This is a genomic window from Flavobacterium humi (assembly GCF_004745595.1).
Taxonomy (GTDB): Bacteria; Bacteroidota; Bacteroidia; order Flavobacteriales; family Flavobacteriaceae; genus Flavobacterium; species Flavobacterium humi.
Window position 1 is genome coordinate 316,539 of the sequence record NZ_SRLH01000003.1, and the last position, 17,339, is coordinate 333,877.

At 42.9% G+C, this 17,339-nt stretch carries 19 protein-coding genes; 10 read left to right on the forward strand and 9 right to left on the reverse strand.

Annotated elements, in window-relative coordinates; genetic code table 11:
* Window positions 1-21 precede the first annotated feature (21 nt).
* A complete protein-coding gene (locus E4635_RS06735; protein ID WP_135525863.1) occupies window positions 22-408 on the reverse strand; it encodes a DUF423 domain-containing protein in 387 nt (128 codons plus the stop codon).
* 112 nt (window positions 409-520) lie between these two features.
* On the opposite strand from E4635_RS06735, the gene E4635_RS06740 reads away from it, so the two are divergent.
* A complete protein-coding gene (locus tag E4635_RS06740; RefSeq protein WP_135525864.1) occupies window positions 521-1,873 on the forward strand; it encodes a saccharopine dehydrogenase family protein in 1,353 nt (450 codons plus the stop codon).
* A gap of 57 nt (window positions 1,874-1,930) precedes the next feature.
* Here E4635_RS06740 and E4635_RS06745 read toward each other — a convergent pair whose 3' ends face one another.
* A complete protein-coding gene (locus E4635_RS06745; RefSeq protein ID WP_135525865.1) occupies window positions 1,931-2,545 on the reverse strand; it encodes a hypothetical protein in 615 nt (204 codons plus the stop codon).
* 158 nt (window positions 2,546-2,703) lie between these two features.
* Between E4635_RS06745 and E4635_RS06750 the strand changes: the two genes are divergently transcribed.
* Complete coding sequence (locus tag E4635_RS06750) at window positions 2,704-3,174, forward strand: Lrp/AsnC family transcriptional regulator (RefSeq protein ID WP_135525866.1); 471 nt, start codon at window positions 2,704-2,706, stop codon at window positions 3,172-3,174.
* Between the two features lie 186 nt (window positions 3,175-3,360).
* On the opposite strand, the gene E4635_RS06755 is transcribed toward E4635_RS06750, so the two are convergent.
* Together E4635_RS06755 and leuS are read right to left on the reverse strand one after the other, a co-directional pair.
* Window positions 3,361-4,041 (reverse strand): zinc metallopeptidase, encoded by a 681-nt coding sequence (locus E4635_RS06755; protein WP_135525867.1) that lies wholly within the window; start codon window positions 4,039-4,041, stop codon window positions 3,361-3,363.
* Window positions 4,042-4,205: 164 nt separating this feature from the next.
* Window positions 4,206-7,064, reverse strand: coding sequence for a leucine--tRNA ligase (gene leuS, locus E4635_RS06760; RefSeq protein ID WP_135525868.1), 2,859 nt, complete (start codon window positions 7,062-7,064; stop codon window positions 4,206-4,208).
* Window positions 7,065-7,260: 196 nt separating this feature from the next.
* On the opposite strand from leuS, the gene E4635_RS06765 reads away from it, so the two are divergent.
* From E4635_RS06765 to truB, 4 genes are read left to right on the forward strand one after another with little or no spacing between them, the layout of a single operon-like run.
* Complete coding sequence (locus E4635_RS06765) at window positions 7,261-8,136, forward strand: cell division protein FtsX (RefSeq protein WP_135525869.1); 876 nt, start codon at window positions 7,261-7,263, stop codon at window positions 8,134-8,136.
* A gap of 52 nt (window positions 8,137-8,188) precedes the next feature.
* Window positions 8,189-8,431 carry a DUF3098 domain-containing protein gene (locus E4635_RS06770; protein ID WP_135525870.1) on the forward strand — a complete coding sequence of 81 codons (243 nt, stop codon included), beginning with the start codon at window positions 8,189-8,191 and terminating at the stop codon, window positions 8,429-8,431.
* A gap of 23 nt (window positions 8,432-8,454) precedes the next feature.
* Window positions 8,455-9,264, forward strand: coding sequence for an undecaprenyl-diphosphate phosphatase (locus tag E4635_RS06775; RefSeq protein ID WP_135525871.1), 810 nt, complete (start codon window positions 8,455-8,457; stop codon window positions 9,262-9,264).
* Between the two features lie 6 nt (window positions 9,265-9,270).
* Complete coding sequence (gene truB / locus E4635_RS06780) at window positions 9,271-9,984, forward strand: tRNA pseudouridine(55) synthase TruB (protein ID WP_135525872.1); 714 nt, start codon at window positions 9,271-9,273, stop codon at window positions 9,982-9,984.
* Here truB and E4635_RS06785 read toward each other — a convergent pair.
* Window positions 9,935-10,564: a thioredoxin family protein gene (locus tag E4635_RS06785; RefSeq protein WP_135525873.1), complete on the reverse strand. Its 630-nt coding sequence runs from the start codon at window positions 10,562-10,564 to the stop codon at window positions 9,935-9,937. The genes truB and E4635_RS06785 overlap by 50 nt on opposite strands.
* A 92-nt stretch (window positions 10,565-10,656) precedes the next feature.
* Here E4635_RS06785 and E4635_RS06790 point away from each other — a divergent pair, with 92 nt between their 5' ends.
* Window positions 10,657-11,211: a DNA-3-methyladenine glycosylase I gene (locus E4635_RS06790; protein ID WP_135525874.1), complete on the forward strand. Its 555-nt coding sequence runs from the start codon at window positions 10,657-10,659 to the stop codon at window positions 11,209-11,211.
* A 14-nt stretch (window positions 11,212-11,225) separates the two neighbouring features.
* On the opposite strand, the gene aat is transcribed toward E4635_RS06790, so the two are convergent.
* The 4 genes from aat to E4635_RS06810 all read right to left on the reverse strand — a co-directional run bounded on the left by aat (window position 11,226) and on the right by E4635_RS06810 (window position 14,149).
* Complete coding sequence (aat, locus tag E4635_RS06795; protein ID WP_135525875.1) at window positions 11,226-11,861, reverse strand: leucyl/phenylalanyl-tRNA--protein transferase; 636 nt, start codon at window positions 11,859-11,861, stop codon at window positions 11,226-11,228.
* Between the two features lie 103 nt (window positions 11,862-11,964).
* Window positions 11,965-12,336: a DUF3127 domain-containing protein gene (locus E4635_RS06800; RefSeq protein WP_135525876.1), complete on the reverse strand. Its 372-nt coding sequence runs from the start codon at window positions 12,334-12,336 to the stop codon at window positions 11,965-11,967.
* Between the two features lie 7 nt (window positions 12,337-12,343).
* On the reverse strand, window positions 12,344-13,216 hold the full coding sequence (locus E4635_RS06805) for a flavin reductase family protein (protein ID WP_135525877.1): 873 nt from the start codon (window positions 13,214-13,216) through the stop codon (window positions 12,344-12,346).
* A gap of 54 nt (window positions 13,217-13,270) precedes the next feature.
* Entirely contained in the window at window positions 13,271-14,149 is an 879-nt protein-coding gene (locus tag E4635_RS06810; RefSeq protein ID WP_135525878.1) for an SH3 domain-containing protein, read from the reverse strand.
* Between the two features lie 174 nt (window positions 14,150-14,323).
* Between E4635_RS06810 and E4635_RS06815 the strand changes: the two genes are divergently transcribed.
* Genes E4635_RS06815 through mtgA form a run of 3 tightly spaced genes read left to right on the forward strand, consistent with a single transcriptional unit; the run spans window position 14,324 to window position 17,327 of the window.
* Complete coding sequence (locus tag E4635_RS06815; protein ID WP_135525879.1) at window positions 14,324-15,469, forward strand: sensor histidine kinase; 1,146 nt, start codon at window positions 14,324-14,326, stop codon at window positions 15,467-15,469.
* On the forward strand, window positions 15,466-16,578 hold the full coding sequence (locus E4635_RS06820; RefSeq protein WP_135525880.1) for an NAD(P)/FAD-dependent oxidoreductase: 1,113 nt from the start codon (window positions 15,466-15,468) through the stop codon (window positions 16,576-16,578). The genes E4635_RS06815 and E4635_RS06820 overlap by 4 nt, the downstream gene beginning before the upstream one ends.
* A complete protein-coding gene (gene mtgA, locus E4635_RS06825; protein ID WP_135525881.1) occupies window positions 16,578-17,327 on the forward strand; it encodes a monofunctional biosynthetic peptidoglycan transglycosylase in 750 nt (249 codons plus the stop codon). Before E4635_RS06820 ends, mtgA begins: the two co-directional genes overlap by 1 nt.
* Window positions 17,328-17,339: the final 12 nt, after the last annotated feature.

Genomic DNA, 17,339 nt, shown 5'->3' on the forward strand with positions numbered 1-17,339 from the left:
TTATTTTAAATGCTTCACAGATTATGCCTTTTTTGTGATTACATAGTAAAAAACCATTGACCACGAGATAATTAGCAATAACCCGCCAATAGGAGTCACCGGGCCAAGATATTTAAAACTCATCCCCGTGGCTTTGCTTGTCGAAAGTAGGAAAATAGAGACCGAAAAAAACAGCGTCCCAAGCACCGTCAGATAATAAACAATCGTTTTCTGCTCCGGCAACAGCAGCTGTGTTGTCCCGACGAACAGCAGGAACAAAGCGTGGTACATCATATACCTCACGCCTACTTCAAAGGAAGACAGCTGATCTGCATCGAGTATTTTCTTTAAAGCATGCGCTCCGAAAGCGCCCAAAACTATCGACACAAAACCGAAGCACAATGCTGTAAGTATGATTTTCTTTTCCATCAATGTTTTTAGCCAAAGATACTACATGATGCAGGATTTTAGAACTTTAAAAACATTTCTGCAATAAAATATAACATTTTACTACATTTGTGTGATTTTTTATAAAAACAACATGAGAAATGTATTGATTATTGGAGCCGGGCGTTCGGCCTCATCACTTATAAAATACCTTTTGGAAAAATCCGAAAGCGAAAACCTGCACCTGACTATCGGGGATTTGTCTTTGGAATTGGCCCAAAGGAAAACCAAAAACCATAAAAATGCTACCGCAATCGCCCTGGACATCCACAATCAGGAACAGCGCGGGGAAGAAATACGCAAAGCCGATATCGTGATTTCGATGTTGCCGGCCCACATGCACCTTGAAGTTGCAAAAGATTGCATTGCTTTCAAGAAACACATGGTGACCGCTTCGTACATCAGTGACGCGATGCAGGATTTGGACGCTGCCGCCAAAGAAAACAACCTGGTGTTCATGAACGAAGTGGGGCTTGATCCGGGAATCGACCATATGAGTGCCATGAAGATCCTCGACGAAATAAGGCATTTGGGTGGGAAAATCATCCTGTTTGAATCCTTTTGCGGCGGATTGGTCGCTCCGGAATCCGATAACAACCTTTGGAATTACAAATTCACGTGGGCGCCTAGGAATGTTGTCCTGGCCGGGCAAGGCGGTGCTGCGAAATTCATCCAGGAAGGCACTTACAAATACATTCCGTACCACAAATTATTCCGCAGGACCGAATTTTTGGAAGTAGAAGGATACGGGCGTTTTGAAGGCTATGCCAACAGGGATTCCTTAAAATACCGAAGCGTATACGGATTGGACGATGCCCTGACCGTTTTCAGGGGAACTATCCGCCGGGTAGGGTATTCCAAAGCATGGGACATGTTTGTCCAGCTGGGAATGACCGACGACACCTACATCATTGACGATTCCGAAAACATGAGCTACAGAGGTTTTGTGAATTTGTTTTTGCCATACCACGCTACGGATTCTGTGGAAATCAAACTACGCCATCAACTGAAAATCGACCAGGATGATGTCATGTGGGATAAATTAGTCGAATTGGATTTATTCAACCCAAATAAAACCATAGGCCTCAAAAATGCCACACCGGCCCAGATCCTTGAAAAAATACTAACAGACAGTTGGTCATTGCAACCCGAAGACAAAGACATGATCGTGATGTACCACAAGTTCGGGTACGAGCTTAACGGAGAAAGAAAACAAATTGATTCTACGATGGTCTGCATCGGTGACGACCAAACCTATACGGCAATGGCCAAAACCGTAGGCCTGCCTGTTGCCATGGCGACCCTGCAGATCTTAAACGGAAATATAAAAACCCCTGGCGTACAATTGCCTATCAAAAAGGAAGTATACGAACCTATTTTGAAGGAATTGGAGCAATACGGAGTGATTTTCCATGAAAAGGAAGTCCCTTACAAAGGCTATAATTAATACTTACACCATTAATTGTAAAAGCCCTGTTTCTATGGAGACAGGGCTTTTTTTATGTTAGGACACTTTCATTTCCGTGAATTGTTTCTGCTTGTTGATTTCGTCCTGCAGCTGCCGGCTTACTTTCTGTTCGCGTTCTATGGCCCTGCGCTTGTATTCCTGGTATTCTTCCTCCAATTCGGACAAAACGCTTTTGGCGTGCCGGGTAATGGCATTCGCTTTGTTGAATCGTATGGCAAAAAAGGCAAAAGACATTAAAGAACCGAAAAAAATAATACTGAAAAGTGTGGCAAAAACGTATTGGTTGAAGGTTATGCCCAAAAAAGTAACGGTAGGCCCCGAATTTGTATATTCGGAAAGGGAAGCGCTCGTTTTTTTAAGTTCGGATTGCAGCTGTGCAATTTCTGCTTCCTGCCGGCTGGCAATTGTCTTGGTTTCCAGCAACTGGCTCTCGACTGCTCCGTAAGACTGGGTTATGCTTTGTTTGAGGTTCTGGATCCATTTTGTCTTGACTATTTTCAGATCCCTGTAGCTTTCGGATTTATCCAGGATATAGTCAAACTGTCCTGCAATTTTGTTTTTGGAAAGTGCTGATTCCTGCGCGGGGGAAGCGGTCATGGCAAATAGCAGTAATACCGCCATCTGCAACCTTTGGATTGCATTGCTTTTCATTTTTAGAGATTTGAGGGTTAAACATAGTAGGTTGATAATGAAACGCTAAGCTAATAAAATTATTGTTTATTCAAAATTTTAGAATTTTTCTTATTAATTCTTGGTTTTTGTTTCTATTTATCAGAAAAGCGTATATTTATGTTCCAAATTCACCTCAAATGAAAGTAAACCAATTACAAATTGAAATAGACGGCATCGATAAAGAGATTCTGCGCTACCTGATGGAAGATGCCCGAAAACCGATCCTGCAGATTGCCAATAAAATTGGAATCTCAGGCGCAGCAATACATCAGCGGCTGCGAAAGCTCGAAGAAGCCAAGGTAATTTCGGGCTCAAAATTTATTGTTAATAATAAGGTTTTAGGGTACAGCACCATGGCTTTTGTAGGAATTTACCTAGATAAGGCTGCCCGGAATCCGGAAGCGGTCCGGGAATTGAAAAAAATACCGGAAGTTTTGGAATGTCATTATACTACCGGAAATTGGTCTATCCTGATTAAGATAATCTGCAGGGATAATGAACACCTGATGAATTTGCTCAACACTAAAATCCAGGCTATTGAAGGTGTTTCCAGGACCGAAACCTTTATTTCGCTGGACCAACAGATTGAACGGCAGATACAATTGTAACAGGACTGCTTATGATTTGATGGACAGCCTGACGTCTTTTTAGCCCCGATGGAGCCGGTATCCCCGCGGAGTGCAACGGAGCGGGATAAAGGCGAGAGCGGGAAGTATGAAGAACTGAAAAGCGGGCTTCCTGCTCAAAAAAAAAAATCCGCTTCTTTCGAAACGGATTCTATTTTATTCTACTTTTTATCTCCTGTTATTGTAAATCGAGATGTAATACATGAGTGTCGCGATAGATCCTAAAGCGGCTACCACATACGTCCTGGCCGCCCATTTGAGTGCGTCTTTGGCACCGGCTTGCTCCGCCTGGTTGAGCATGTGCTTGTTCTCCAGCCACGCCAAAGCCCTGTTGCTGGCATCGTATTCGACCGGTAAAGTAATGATTGAAAATAAGGTTGTGGCCGCAAAAACCAAAATCCCGATTAGCAATAAACCCGGGAAAATCCTGATGGTCAATATCCCAGCCAGCAGAATCCACTGCATGTAATTGGAAGCCACACTGACAAAAGGCACAAGCTTGGAACGCATGGTCAGCCACTCGTATCCTACGGCATGTTGTACGGCGTGCCCGCATTCGTGTGCCGCTACGGCAGCAGCAGCTGCATTTCTTTGATTATAAACGGCTTCGCTTAAATTAACGGTTTTGTTTGCCGGATTGTAATGATCTGTCAACTGGCCCGGTGTGGAGATGACCTGCACGTCCCGGATGCCATTATCGGCAAGCATTTTTTCGGCGATTTCTTTTCCCGACATGCCATTTTGCAATTGCAGCCTGGAATAATGTTCAAATTTGCTTTTCAGCCTTGCACTTACCAACCAGCTGGCCAGCATAATTGCCCCGGCCAATATTAAATAACCCATTCCCATATTTCCTTGTTTTAAATTTGACGTTTAAAGTTATAAAATATCCCGCAATTTACGCGCCATTTTAAAAAAATGACAGATTGGCACTCGTGCTTGTGTTGTTTAAACAAAAAAATCCCGGATACTGAAACCCGGGATTTTATATTCTTATTTGAAAAGTAGGAAAATTATCCTACCAGATTGATGATTTTTCCAGGAACGATAATCACTTTTTTAGGCTGGTTGCCCGCCAGTTGTATTATTGTCCTTTCATCCTTCATTACGATTTCCTCAATTTGCGCCGGTGTCAGGTCGAGTGGCAAATTGATGGTGAAACGTGTTTTCCCATTGAAGGAAACCGGATATTCCTTGTCGCTTTCTACCAAATGCTGCGCCTCGAATACCGGGAACGGCACTTTTGAAATGGATCCTTCATGACCCAATTGTTTCCATAATTCTTCGGCAATATGCGGTGCATACGGGGAAAGAATAATCGCTAATGGCTCTAAAATCGCTCTTTCGTGACAATTCTGGGTTGAAAGCTCATTCACACAAATCATAAACTGCGACACGGAAGTATTGAAAGAGAAATTCTCGATATCGTCCGCTACTTTCTTGATGGTTTTGTGTAAGGTTTTCAGGCTGTCTTTTGACGGTTCGTTATCGGTTACAATCAAACCATTATCGTCAAAATACAAACGCCATAATTTTTTCAGGAACCCGAAAACCCCTGTAATTCCGGCTGTATTCCAAGGTTTTGCCTGTTCGAGCGGCCCGAGGAACATTTCGTACAATCGCAGCGTATCGGCGCCGTATTCGTTACAAATATCGTCCGGGTTTACTACGTTATACCATCTTTTAGACATTTTTTCAACTTCACGCCCAACGATGTATTTGCCGTTCTCCAAAATGAATTCGGCATCTTTAAATTCCGGAATCCAATTTCTAAGTTTCTCTAAATCTATTTCATCAGAAGAATTGACAAAATTAACGTCAACTCTAATTTCTTCAGTCTCATATTCCGACTTCAGATTTTTTGAAACATATTTTTTAGTCCCAGAAACCCTATAAACAATAGCACTCATCCCCAAAATCATTCCCTGGTTGATCAGTTTCTTAAACGGCTCTTCAGTTGGAGCATACCCTCTGTCTTTCAGGAATTTGTTCCAAAAACGGGAATACAGCAAATGGCCTGTGGCGTGTTCGCTTCCGCCGATGTACAAGTCAACGTTTTCCCAATATTGTAGCGCTTCCGCAGAGGCGAATTCGGTGTCATTATGGGCATCCATATAACGCATCCAGTACCAGGAACTTCCCGCCCAGCCCGGCATCGTATTCAATTCTAATGGAAAAACCGTTACATTATCGATGAGGTCATTGCTGACTACTTCGTTTGTTGTTGTGTTCCAGGCCCAATCGGTAGCGTTTCCTAAAGGTGGCTGGCCGTCTTCTGTTGGCAGGTATTTTTCGACTTCCGGCAATACGATCGGCAAATGTTTTGCTTCGATCATTTGTGGCAAACCTTTCACATAATAGACCGGGAATGGCTCTCCCCAGTATCTTTGACGGGAAAAAACCGCATCACGCAAGCGGTAATTGGTTTTGCCTTTTCCTTGCCCGATCGCTTCAAGTTCGGCAATGATTTTTTTAGTGGCTTCTTTATAATTCAAGCCGTTCAAGAAATCTGAATTGGCTATGATGGTTGTGTTTTTGTCGTCAAAGGCTTTTTCGGAAATATCGATTCCTTCAAAAATATTCTTGATCTCCTGCATGCCATCCTGTCCTTTGAAGAAATTCGCAAACGCATAATCCCTTTCATCACCGCAAGGCACGGCCATGACAGCACCGGTTCCGTATCCGGCCAAAACATAATCCCCGATCCAGACCGGAATAGGTTCTTTGGTAAACGGATGTTCGGCATAAGCGCCGGTAAATACTCCTGAAATGGTCTTTACATCAGCCATTCGCTCTCTTTCGGAACGTTTGGCAGTTGCCTCGATATAATTTTCCACAGCTTGCTTTTGCTCTGGCGTAGTGATTTTGGCCACCAATTCGTGTTCCGGGGCCAAAGTCATAAAAGTTACCCCGAAAATAGTATCAGGACGTGTTGTAAATACTTCTATTGCATCGTTATGCCCTTTCAGGTTGAACGTTACCGAAGCGCCTACTGATTTACCAATCCAGTTGCGTTGCGATTCCTTGATGCTTTCGCTCCAGTCAATCGTATCGAGTCCTTGTAGCAATCTTTCGGCATAGGCGGAAATCCGCATGCTCCATTGGGTCATTTTCTTACGGATAACCGGATGGCCTCCTCTTTCTGAAACGCCATTGACAATTTCGTCATTGGCCAATACCGTTCCCAAAGCCGGGCACCAGTTCACTTCGGTCTCCGCCAAATAGGTCAATCGGTATTGCAATAGGATTCTTTCCTGTTCTTCTTTGGAAAAAGCGTTCCATTGCGAAGCCGAAAAAGCAACGATATTATCATCACAAACCGCATTTACATTGGCATTGCCTTCGGTTTCGAAAAGGGAAACCAAAGAAGCGATATCTTCAGCCTTATCTGTATTTTTGTTATACCAGGAATTGAACAATTGGATAAAAATCCATTGCGTGTGCTTGTAATAATCCGCATTTGAAGTGCGTACTTCGCGGCTCCAGTCAAAAGAAAAACCGATTTTGTCCAATTGCTCACGGTAACGGGCGATGTTTTCTTTTGTGGTCGTATCCGGATGCTGGCCGGTTTGGATGGCATATTGTTCTGCCGGCAAACCGAAAGAATCATATCCTTGCGGATGCAGGACGTTGAAGCCCTGGTGCCTTTTGTACCGCGCTACAATATCTGAAGCGATATAGCCCAGCGGATGCCCAACGTGCAAACCCGCTCCTGACGGATACGGAAACATGTCCAAAACATAATATTTAGGTTTGGCTTCGCTCAGTTCGGCTCCGCCTTGGGTGACTGAATTGTTTTCAGCGGCGAAAGTCTGGTTTTCAGCCCAATATTGCTGCCAATTGGCTTCGATTTCGTTCGGATTGTATTTCATTTTCTAGTATAGGGTTTACGGGTTGCAGCTTTGCGGTACGGATAAAAAGCGAAAATGCTTCCTGCTGTTAAGCGCTCACTGTCAACTCAAAAATCTGTGGCAAATTTACATTTATTATAAGAAACAGGAAACTTTGGACGTTATTAACTTTAAATAAAGAAATACTTTGTTATTTTTACCCAATAATTTTGTTCCTATGAGTTCTTCTTTTGATAAATTTCAAAAACGCAGACTGATTACGTCTTATTTTTCGGTGGTGGTGAGTGTATTTCTGGTATTGTTTTTACTGGGGATATTGGGTCTTTTTATTGTAAATTCGAAAAAATTGGCAGACGACTTCAAAGAAGGGATTGCGATGACCGTTTTCTTCAAAAACGAAGCCCAGGATTCGACACTGACAAAATTTGCGGAAGAGCTCAAAACCGCCAAATATGCCAAAAGCTACAAATACGTTTCCAAAGAAGAAGCGGCTAAAATACACAGTGCGGATATTGGTGAAGATTTTATGAAGTTTTTAGGGACCAACCCGCTTTTCAATTCGTATGACATTCACCTGAAAGCCAATTATGTAGTAGCCGACAGCGTAGAAAAAATCGAAAGAAAGCTACGCGAAAACCCAATGATTGCCGATGTGGGTTATGACAAGAAAATGGTCAGCCTGGTAAACGATAATATCAAAGAAGTGAGTTTCTGGATCCTTGTGGTAAGTGGGTTCCTGGCGGTAATTGCGGTTTTGCTGATTAACAGCTCGATGCGCCTTTCCATTTATGCCAACCGTTTTATCATCAAAACAATGCAAATGGTAGGAGCCACCAAAGCTTTTATCCGAAAGCCTTTTATCTGGAGAAGTGTAAAATTAGGCATGATCGGTGCCGGATTAGCAATAGTTTCCTTATTGGGTGTATTGTATTATGTGGACTCTTCCTATCCTACTTTGGGCATCCTGAACGATAAACTCATCATTGGCGCTATCCTGCTCGGGGTTTTTGCCGCAGGGGTTTTGATCACTTTGCTGAGTACGTATTTTGCCACGCAGCGTTTTTTAAATTTAAGAACCGACGATTTATATTAAATATAACGGTTGATGCGGTTAAGCATCGGCGTTGATTGTAAAAACAGACAACATGGAAAACAAAGCACAACAAGAATTTCTTTTTGAAAAAGTAAATTATAAAATCCTTCTGATAGGTATTGCCGTGATTGCTATAGGGTTTATCCTGATGTCAGGCGGTGGAAGCCAGGATCCGAATGTTTTCAATGAAGATATTTTCAGTTTCCGAAGAATCCGTTTGGCACCAACAGTAGTACTGATCGGTTTTGGGATTACCGTTTATTCTATCCTGAAAAGCCCGAAAAAAAGCCATTAATTTACACGATTTAACTCATCCAGATGGATACACTACAAGCCATAATCATCGCGATTATTGAAGGATTGACCGAATACCTGCCGGTTTCTTCTACCGGGCATATGATTTTCGCCAGTTCCTATTTTGGGATACAAAACGATGATTTTGTCAAATTATTCCAGGTTTCCATCCAGTTTGGGGCCATTTTGGCGGTTGTGATGTTGTACTGGAGGAAGTTTTTCAACTTTACCAAAATCAATTTTTTCATCAAATTGGCCTGCGCGGTAGTTCCTGCGCTTGTTTTGGGGAAATTATTTGACGATAAGATCGAAGCCGTACTGGGCGATCCCATCCCTATTGCAGTTGTCCTGATCCTTGGCGGTATTGTACTGCTTTTTATTGACAATTATTTTAAAAACCCGACAATCGTAAAAGAAGAAGACATTCCTGTAAAAAAAGCGGTTGCCATCGGTTTCTGGCAATGTTTGGCCATGATGCCCGGGACCAGCCGTTCCGCAGCATCAATTATCGGCGGGATGCAGCAAGGATTGTCAAGACAGGCAGCAGCAGAATTCTCTTTCTTCCTGGCAGTGCCAACCATGTTAGCCGCAACGTGCTATTCGGTATTTTTAAAAACCTACGAAACGTCCCAATTAAAAGGATATGAACTGATTCTAAAATCGGAGGGAAACATCAAAATGTTCCTCATTGGGAATGTTGTCGCCTTTATCGTAGCGTTACTTGCCATAAAATTTTTCATCGGAATGATCAAACAATATGGTTTCAGGCCTTGGGGATGGTATCGAATCATTGTAGGTTCCTTCCTGCTGTTATACTTCATTTACTTAAAATAAAACACTTTGCTTACTCCTGAAGATTATTTAAACGGACAAGTTTTACTCATTGACAAACCCTTGAAATGGAGTTCGTTCCAAGCGGTGAACAAACTGAAATATGTGCTGAAAAGCAAACTTGGCCTTCCCAAGAAATTCAAAATCGGGCATGCCGGGACCTTAGATCCGCTGGCTACAGGCTTACTGATTGTATGCACTGGGAAATTCACCAAGATCATTTCTGAAATCCAGGGCCAGGCCAAAGAATATACCGGGACTTTCCATGTTGGGGCTACTACTCCTTCTTATGACCTGGAAACGGAGGCCGATGCTTTTTTCCCAACAGAACACATCACTCCGGAACTCATCTACAAAACAACAGAACAGTTTTTGGGCGAAATCGATCAGAAACCACCTGTTTTTTCGGCTATCAAAAAAGACGGAAAACGTTTGTACGAACACGCGCGTGCCGGAGAAGAAGTGGAAATTGCCGCCCGCAAAACAACCATTCACGAATTTGAAATTACACGCGTTGCGCTTCCGGAAATTGACTTTAGGGTAGTGTGCAGCAAAGGAACCTATATCCGTTCGCTGGCGTATGATTTTGGATTAGCACTACATTCCGGAGCACACTTAACCGCTTTACGCCGGACAAGAATTGGCGATTACGATGTAAAAGATGCCATTGAGGCTACTTTGTTTGAAGATTCAATTGCTCCAAATGCTGCATCAGGGCAATAAGCTCTTTTTGCGTGCTCAATCCCTTGTCATGCAAATACCATAACTGCAGTTCGGTTTTAGCCGTTTCATCCACCACGCCATATTGTTGCTTATAGCTTTTGATGAGATTCGTAGCACCTTCTGGCCTAGGTCCCCAGCTTCCTTTGAGTTGCATGGTTTTCTTTTCCAGGACGATCAGTTTCGGGATAGACCTGCTTCCGTTGGTCAGGAACATATTCATCAGGGCTTCGTTTTCGTCCCGAAAGAGGATTTTAAGTTCGATTTTATGGGTAGCGTTGGCCATTTTATTGAAAATAGGCAGTAATTGCGCTGCATCGCCACACCAGCCTTCTGCCAAAACCAGCCAGTAATAATCATTATGAAGCGCATTTAAGGCTTGTTCGTTCGATTTCCCTACATGGATGGTTTTATCCAGCCTGTTCATCCTGGTTTCATTGAGTTTGCTGTAATTCAACAAATCATCGGATTGTTCGTCCCCGGTTGATTTTCCTTGCAAAAGCAATTTCGTTACTTTATTTCTGTATTCTGCATATGTAATGCTCGACAAAAAGCTGCTTGTGATGGTTGTAGTGGTTTTCATCTCACTCGGATTAAAGTACAAAATTACATTTTAATCTAGGTTATTTTTAAAATTTCTTGTTTAAATTTGGATACCAAACAATACTCTCAAACATGAAAATCAGATGTGCCTGGTGTGAAAAAGACGATTTGTACCGAAAATACCATGATGAAGAATGGGGCATCCCGGTATATGAAGACCAAAAGATTTTTGAATTCCTGACCCTGGAAACATTCCAGGCCGGATTAAGCTGGTATACTGTTTTGGCCAAAAGGGAAAACTTCCGGAAGGCTTTCGACCAGTTCGATTACCGTAAGATCGCCAAATATTCTGAAGCAAAGATGGAAGAATTGAAGCAAAACGAAGGCATTATCCGCAATGGCCTAAAAATAAAGGCAGCGGTAACCAATGCGATTGCTTTTTTGGAAGTCCAGAAAGAATTCGGCACTTTTTCCAACTATATCTGGGGTTTTGTAGATGGAAAACCTATTGATAACAATCCGAAAAGCCTTAAAGAAGTCCAGGCGACCACAGCTATTTCGGATGCTTTAAGCAAGGACTTGAAAAAACGCGGATTCAAATTTGTCGGTTCTACCGTTGTGTATGCCCATATGCAGGCCACCGGGATGATCAATGACCATATAGAAGAATGCTGGACAAGGCAGTAGGTTTTTGTTGATCATCAGCTTTTAAGAAAAGACATAAATACTTCCCTCGGGATTTCCCGGCAGCCCAGGCTTTGCAGATGATCGTTATAAATCTGGCAGTCCAGCAGCGTATAATCCTTTTCCTGGATGTAATTGACCAAAGCGATAAAAGCAACCTTTGACGCATTGCTTACTCTGGAAAACATGCTTTCCCCGCAAAAAACAGGATGCATGTCCACACCGTACAAGCCGCCAACCAGTTCGTTATTCTGCCAAACTTCCACCGACATGGCTTTGCCCATATGGTGCAGTTGGCAATAGGCCTCAATCATTTCATCTGAAATCCAGGTGCCGTACTGCCCTTCGCGCTTAACCGTTTGGCAATGCAGCATGACTTCCCTGAAAACCGTATTGAAAGTTACCTTAAAAATGCCCCTGTTCATGATATTGCGCATGCTTTTGGAGACTTTAAACTCTTCCGGGAACAGCACCATCCGCTCTAACGGGGACCACCACAAAATGGGATCGCCATCTTCAAACCATGGAAAAATGCCGTTTTGATAGGCCAATACAATCCTTTCCACAGATAAATCGCCGCCAATGGCCAGCAAACCTTCGGGTGAAGATTCCTGTACCGGTGGAAAAGTTAGCGCTTCGGTCAAAAAATGCATAATAATACTGATTTCATTTATCTATCGGAAAAAACAAATTACTCCTAACAAAAAAGCCAGAAATACGATTACTTCTGACTTTTGTTTTTCCCGGTTTCCTTTTTTAGAAAGGTAAATCGTCGTGTTCTTCTTCTTTAAAATTAGTGGCAGGCTCGAAAGTTTCAGCAGAAGGCATCGCCGGTGAAGGTGCTGAAGCCTGTGCTTGTACTCTTTCTATTCTCCATCCCTGGATAGAATTGAAATATTTGGTTTCCCCTTGCGGATTTACCCATTCGCGGCCTCTTAAATTGATCGAAACCTTCACTTGTTCCCCAACTTGGTAGCTGTTCAGATCGTCTACTTTTGCCTGGGTGAATTCAATCATAATGTGTTGCGGATATTGCTCATCTGTAGTGATTACCACTTCTCTTTTCTTGAATGATGCACTAACGTCCTGTGTAGGGTTAACCACCTTAATTCTTCCTGTAACTTCCATCTTCTGTTTATTTAGCCAACAATACTTTCCATGCCGAAAGTACGTCTTGATTATTTAAATATTCTTTTGCTTTCAAATGCACTTTTTGCTCATCATCGGAACTTAAAACTCCTTTCACGGCAAAATTTTCCTGCACAAATATAGCAATTTCTTCCTCACTTGGCAATGCTTCGATATTTCCTAACATGCCCAGGTCATTTCCGTCGAACACTTCGCTTTTTTTGATGAATTCCGGTATGCTGTCTACACCGATGCCAAGCGTGGTCAGCGGTTTCGGCACTTCAAACAGCCCTTGGTTGGCACGCGAATACCAGTTTCCGCCCATACGGGCAACCAAGTCAATCTTGTGCTGGTCAATTGTTCCGGTTTCGTCCAGGATGGCTTCATCAATATGGATCTTGACCACTTCGCAGATGATCAGGTTCCCGGCACCACCTTCTTGTCCTAATTCGATGATTTCGTTCACTTTGCATTCAAACTGAACCGGTGATTCGGCCACGCGGTATGGTTTTACGATATGCGAAGGGATGGGTGTTAAGCCCGATTTTACAAATTCGTTGATTCCTTCGGCATATTCCGTACTGGACAACGAAGCCTGCTGTACAATAGCGTAGTTTACCACATTAATAACCACTTCTCGGGTGATTTTCGCGTTTTCCAGCGTATGCTTGGTCGTATTCCCGCGGACTCTCCTTGCCGGCGAAAAAATCAGGATCGGCGGATTGGCGCTAAACACATTGAAAAAACTGAAAGGCGATAAATTCGGTTTCCCGTTCGCATCTACAGTACTGGCAAAAGCAATCGGCCTTGGCCCAATAGCTCCCTGCAGATACGCCTGCATTTGCGGTGTGGTAATGTCTTTTGGAGAAATGCTTAACATGATTTTTTTATTTGGAACAAAAATAAGAAATCCGATGGTTTTGAATTGAAGGTTTTAATTTAATTTTTTCCTGTATTTTTTAGGCTGTCCTTTTTTCTTGAAAACCGCTTTGCGGCCATCCCAGGCATAGGTTTCTTTCCAGGTGGTTACGTCAAATATTTCGCCGGATTCGTCTGTGTTTTCGGCTTCTTCCACTTCTTTGAATATCAATCCGGGCTGGCCGTTTTTCTCTTTTGGGAAAATAAACTGCTCCGAATGGTAATATACTCCGGCATCGCCTACTTCTTCCTTTTCAGGTAAAGAGAGTAACTCCTTGCCCGTCCATCCGAAATAGAAATAAAAGGTTGGAATCCCGCAGGCTTCCCCACTGAAACTAATGCGGTAAATATCTTCCAGATTGGACAGACCGAGGCTTCCGATGAGCTTGTTCTGGAAAAAACGGCTTTCGTTGAGGCTCCTGGCAAATGTTTTTTGCTCCAGCAATTGATTTCCCGAATCTAAAACCTTGACGGTGATGGAGCAATATTCGGATTCGTAGCCTTCGATTTGCTTTTTTTCAATTTTATCTATTGTGGTCAAAAAAACATACTGCTTGGTTTTTACATAATCCAATGCCAGGAAACCTTGCCAGACAAATCCCGATTTTACTTTCCCAGCGGCATCTTCATACTGGATTTCGGCCCAGGAAACATTAATCCCCTTGATCTTCAAGGTGTTTTCGGTCCGGTTCAGAATAGTTACGGGTTTGCCCAATTGGAGCGAATCGAGCAATGTGCTGCCGGCAGAAGCCTCGCTTCGGATGTAACAGTTTTTGGCGCCTATCATTGCCTTCACATTCTCATATTGGTTCCAATAGCCGCTGTGGTTCATTTCTTCCTGCGAATACGAAAAAAAAGAAGAGAGTATCAGCAGGAAAGAAAAATAATTTCTCATTTGGATCGTTTTTATGCCAAAGATATCTTTTCCTTTCCAATTGCCTTGAGTTTCCCTGGCCTTGTTTTGGAATGTTGCCCATTTTAAGTGTTCCGTAAGGAAATTTCTTTTTTTGAGTTCGTATTGAAAAGCATCTGATGTCTTTTTAGTATATTTATCCACTCAAGAAAACCTATGCAATTTTCTACCAAAAGAAACGTTACCCGATGGGTCCTGATGTCAATTTCATTCCTGATCATTGTCGTGATTTTATGGAATACCTATATTTTTTTCCAGATTTTCAAAAACGAGGAAAGAATAAAAATGGAAGTTTGGGCTACCGCTCAAAAATCATTGCACACCGCAGGCGATAATGCCGATGTGGACCTTCCGCTCCAGATCATTTCAAACAATACCACCATTCCTATCATCCTGACCGATAAAAACGACGCGGTTTTGGGCAGCAATAACATTGACGATGAGATCATTAAGGATTCCACAAAATTTAAAAACCTGCTGCAGAGCTTCAAAAAATCAAACAACAGGATCGAATTTGAAATTGACAAAGGGAATGTCCGGTACCTATATTATGCCAATTCGCCTTTGCTGAGCAAATTGAAATACTACCCGATCGCGCTGGTCATGGTTATTTTCCTCTTCGGGGCTTTGGTATACAACTATTACAAATCCACAAAAATGGGTACCCAAAACAAACTTTGGGCAGGGATGGCAAAGGAAACCGCACACCAGATCGGGACGCCGCTTTCTTCGCTTATCGGCTGGGTCGAAATCATGAAAGCCGACAATGTAGATGAAACCACTGTTACCGAAATCGAAAAAGACATCCACCGACTGCAAAACATTACCGACCGTTTTTCAAAAATAGGTTCCGAACCCAGCCTGGAATTGCGGGACCTGATTAGCGAAACACAAAGTGCTTACGAATACCTACAGTCCCGTTTTTCGAAACAAGTGATTTTTACCTTCAAAGCGCCCAAACACAACATTCCCATTTTGATCAATCCGACACTACACGGCTGGGCGGTCGAGAACCTCATTAAAAATGCCATCGACGCCATGCGCGGAAGAGGGACAATTGCCATCACTATTGAAGATGACGGGAGAATTGCCAAAATAAACATCACCGATAACGGAAAAGGAATTCCCAAAAACCAATTTAGGACTATCTTTGAGCCTGGTTTCACTACCAAAAAAAGGGGTTGGGGACTAGGGCTTTCGTTAACCAAAAGAATCGTGGAAGAATACCACAAAGGACGCATCAAAGTCTTACACTCCGAAATCAACAAAGGAACGACCATTCAAATAACTTTTAAGAGATGAATTTAAGCTACTGGGAGCTCAAAAACTGGTTTACAAATGTAGACTATACTGTTGTAGGAAGCGGAATCGTTGGCCTTCACACAGCCCTGCGCCTACGCGAACGTTTTCCGCAAAGCAAAATCCTGGTACTCGAAAAAGGCATGTTGCCCGAAGGTGCCAGTACGAAAAACGCAGGTTTTGCCTGTTTTGGAAGTTTATCCGAAATTATCGATGACCTCAAATCCCATTCGGAGGAAGAAGTGATACAGCTTATCCAAAAGCGTTGGCAGGGATTGCAGCTGCTGCGCAAAAACCTGGGCGACCAGGCCATAGATTTCAAGCCTTACGGCGGATATGAATTATTTTTGAAAGAAGACGAAAGCACGTATAACGAATGCCTGCAAAAAATGCCTTTCATCAATGATATCCTAAAACCCTTATTCAAAACAGAGGTGTTTGAGAAAAATGTAGACCGCTTTGGTTTTGGCAACATCCAGGAGTATACTATTTTCAATCCTTTTGAAGCCCAGATCGATACCGGGAACATGATGCAGGCATTGCTAAAAGAAGTGCATGCCCAAAATATCCTGATCCTGAACAACCAAACGGTAAACGGATTCCATGACGGTCCTAACGGTGTTGAAATTTCCGTAAACGATTATGGTTTTACGACCCAAAAACTGCTTTTTGCCACCAACGGATTTGCCGGCGAACTAACCAAACATGCTGTAAAACCGGCCAGGGCACAGGTTTTGATTACCGAACCGATCCCAAACCTGGACATCAAGGGTACTTTCCATTTGGACAAGGGATATTATTATTTCCGGAATATTGGGGACAGGATACTCTTTGGCGGAGGCCGGAACTTGGATTTTGAAGGGGAAACCACCACTGAATTTGGACAAACGCAACGCATTCAAAACAAATTGGAAGAATTGCTTTCCACCGTAATCTTACCAAATCAGGAATACACCATCGCCCACAGGTGGAGTGGTATCATGGGCTTGGGTTCCCATAAAAAACCCATCGTAGAACAATTGTCTGAAAATGTATATTGCGGCGTAAGGCTCGGTGGAATGGGTGTGGCAATAGGAAGTTTAATCGGACAGGAATTAGCGGATTTAGTATAATGGCAACGAAAAAGACAACAAAAGCGAAGCCGGCTGCAAAAACGGCTGCAAAAAAAGAAAATACCAGTTTTGGGAGCAAAGTAAAACGTTTCCTCCTCAAAACCATGCTTTGGTTTCTCGGGCTTTCCCTGTTTTTTGTGGTATTGTTCAAATTTGTCCCGGTCCCTTTCACCCCACTTATGGCGGTTCGGGCTTTTGAGCATAATTCCGATGGGAAAGACATGGTCTGCAGCCATGACTGGGTGCCGCTGGAAGATATTTCGATGAACCTCCAAAAAGCGGTCGTAGCCAGTGAAGACGGTAATTTCCTCAAACATAACGGCTTCGATTTCGGGGCAATGCAAAAAGCCTTCAGCAGCAATCAGAAAGGGAAAAAACTCAAAGGAGGCAGTACCATTTCGCAACAAACCGCCAAAAATGTTTTCTTGTGGCAGGGAAGAAGTTACGTCAGGAAAGGGCTTGAGGCCTATTTTACCGTCCTGATCGAATTGATCTGGGGAAAGGAACGCATCATGGAAGTCTACCTGAACAGCATCGAAATGGGAGATGGCGTATACGGTGCGGAAGCAGCATCGAAATATTGGTTCCATAAAAGCGCCAAAAACCTGACCAAATACGAAGCGGCTTCTATAGCGGCCATTTTGCCCAATCCGAGGAAATACAAAGCAACCAACTCTTCTTCGTATGTAGAAAGAAGGAAAAGCAAAACCTTGCGTGTCATGCGGCAGGTAGGAAAATTAGAATATTAAAAATTTAACACA

What these genes read in the sequence shown, in the direction of transcription:
- E4635_RS06735 (WP_135525863.1), bottom strand. Translation starts at nt 408, where the DNA reads ATGGAAAAGAAAATCATACTTACAGCATTGTGCTTCGGTTTTGTGTCG.
- E4635_RS06740 (WP_135525864.1), top strand. Translation starts at nt 521, where the DNA reads ATGAGAAATGTATTGATTATTGGAGCCGGGCGTTCGGCCTCATCACTT.
- E4635_RS06745 (WP_135525865.1), bottom strand. Translation starts at nt 2,545, where the DNA reads ATGAAAAGCAATGCAATCCAAAGGTTGCAGATGGCGGTATTACTGCTA.
- E4635_RS06750 (WP_135525866.1), top strand. Translation starts at nt 2,704, where the DNA reads ATGAAAGTAAACCAATTACAAATTGAAATAGACGGCATCGATAAAGAG.
- E4635_RS06755 (WP_135525867.1), bottom strand. Translation starts at nt 4,041, where the DNA reads ATGGGAATGGGTTATTTAATATTGGCCGGGGCAATTATGCTGGCCAGC.
- leuS (WP_135525868.1), bottom strand. Translation starts at nt 7,064, where the DNA reads ATGAAATACAATCCGAACGAAATCGAAGCCAATTGGCAGCAATATTGG.
- E4635_RS06765 (WP_135525869.1), top strand. Translation starts at nt 7,261, where the DNA reads ATGAGTTCTTCTTTTGATAAATTTCAAAAACGCAGACTGATTACGTCT.
- E4635_RS06770 (WP_135525870.1), top strand. Translation starts at nt 8,189, where the DNA reads ATGGAAAACAAAGCACAACAAGAATTTCTTTTTGAAAAAGTAAATTAT.
- E4635_RS06775 (WP_135525871.1), top strand. Translation starts at nt 8,455, where the DNA reads ATGGATACACTACAAGCCATAATCATCGCGATTATTGAAGGATTGACC.
- E4635_RS06785 (WP_135525873.1), bottom strand. Translation starts at nt 10,564, where the DNA reads ATGAAAACCACTACAACCATCACAAGCAGCTTTTTGTCGAGCATTACA.
- E4635_RS06790 (WP_135525874.1), top strand. Translation starts at nt 10,657, where the DNA reads ATGAAAATCAGATGTGCCTGGTGTGAAAAAGACGATTTGTACCGAAAA.
- aat (WP_135525875.1), bottom strand. Translation starts at nt 11,861, where the DNA reads ATGCATTTTTTGACCGAAGCGCTAACTTTTCCACCGGTACAGGAATCT.
- E4635_RS06800 (WP_135525876.1), bottom strand. Translation starts at nt 12,336, where the DNA reads ATGGAAGTTACAGGAAGAATTAAGGTGGTTAACCCTACACAGGACGTT.
- E4635_RS06805 (WP_135525877.1), bottom strand. Translation starts at nt 13,216, where the DNA reads ATGTTAAGCATTTCTCCAAAAGACATTACCACACCGCAAATGCAGGCG.
- E4635_RS06810 (WP_135525878.1), bottom strand. Translation starts at nt 14,149, where the DNA reads ATGAGAAATTATTTTTCTTTCCTGCTGATACTCTCTTCTTTTTTTTCG.
- E4635_RS06815 (WP_135525879.1), top strand. Translation starts at nt 14,324, where the DNA reads ATGCAATTTTCTACCAAAAGAAACGTTACCCGATGGGTCCTGATGTCA.
- E4635_RS06820 (WP_135525880.1), top strand. Translation starts at nt 15,466, where the DNA reads ATGAATTTAAGCTACTGGGAGCTCAAAAACTGGTTTACAAATGTAGAC.
- mtgA (WP_135525881.1), top strand. Translation starts at nt 16,578, where the DNA reads ATGGCAACGAAAAAGACAACAAAAGCGAAGCCGGCTGCAAAAACGGCT.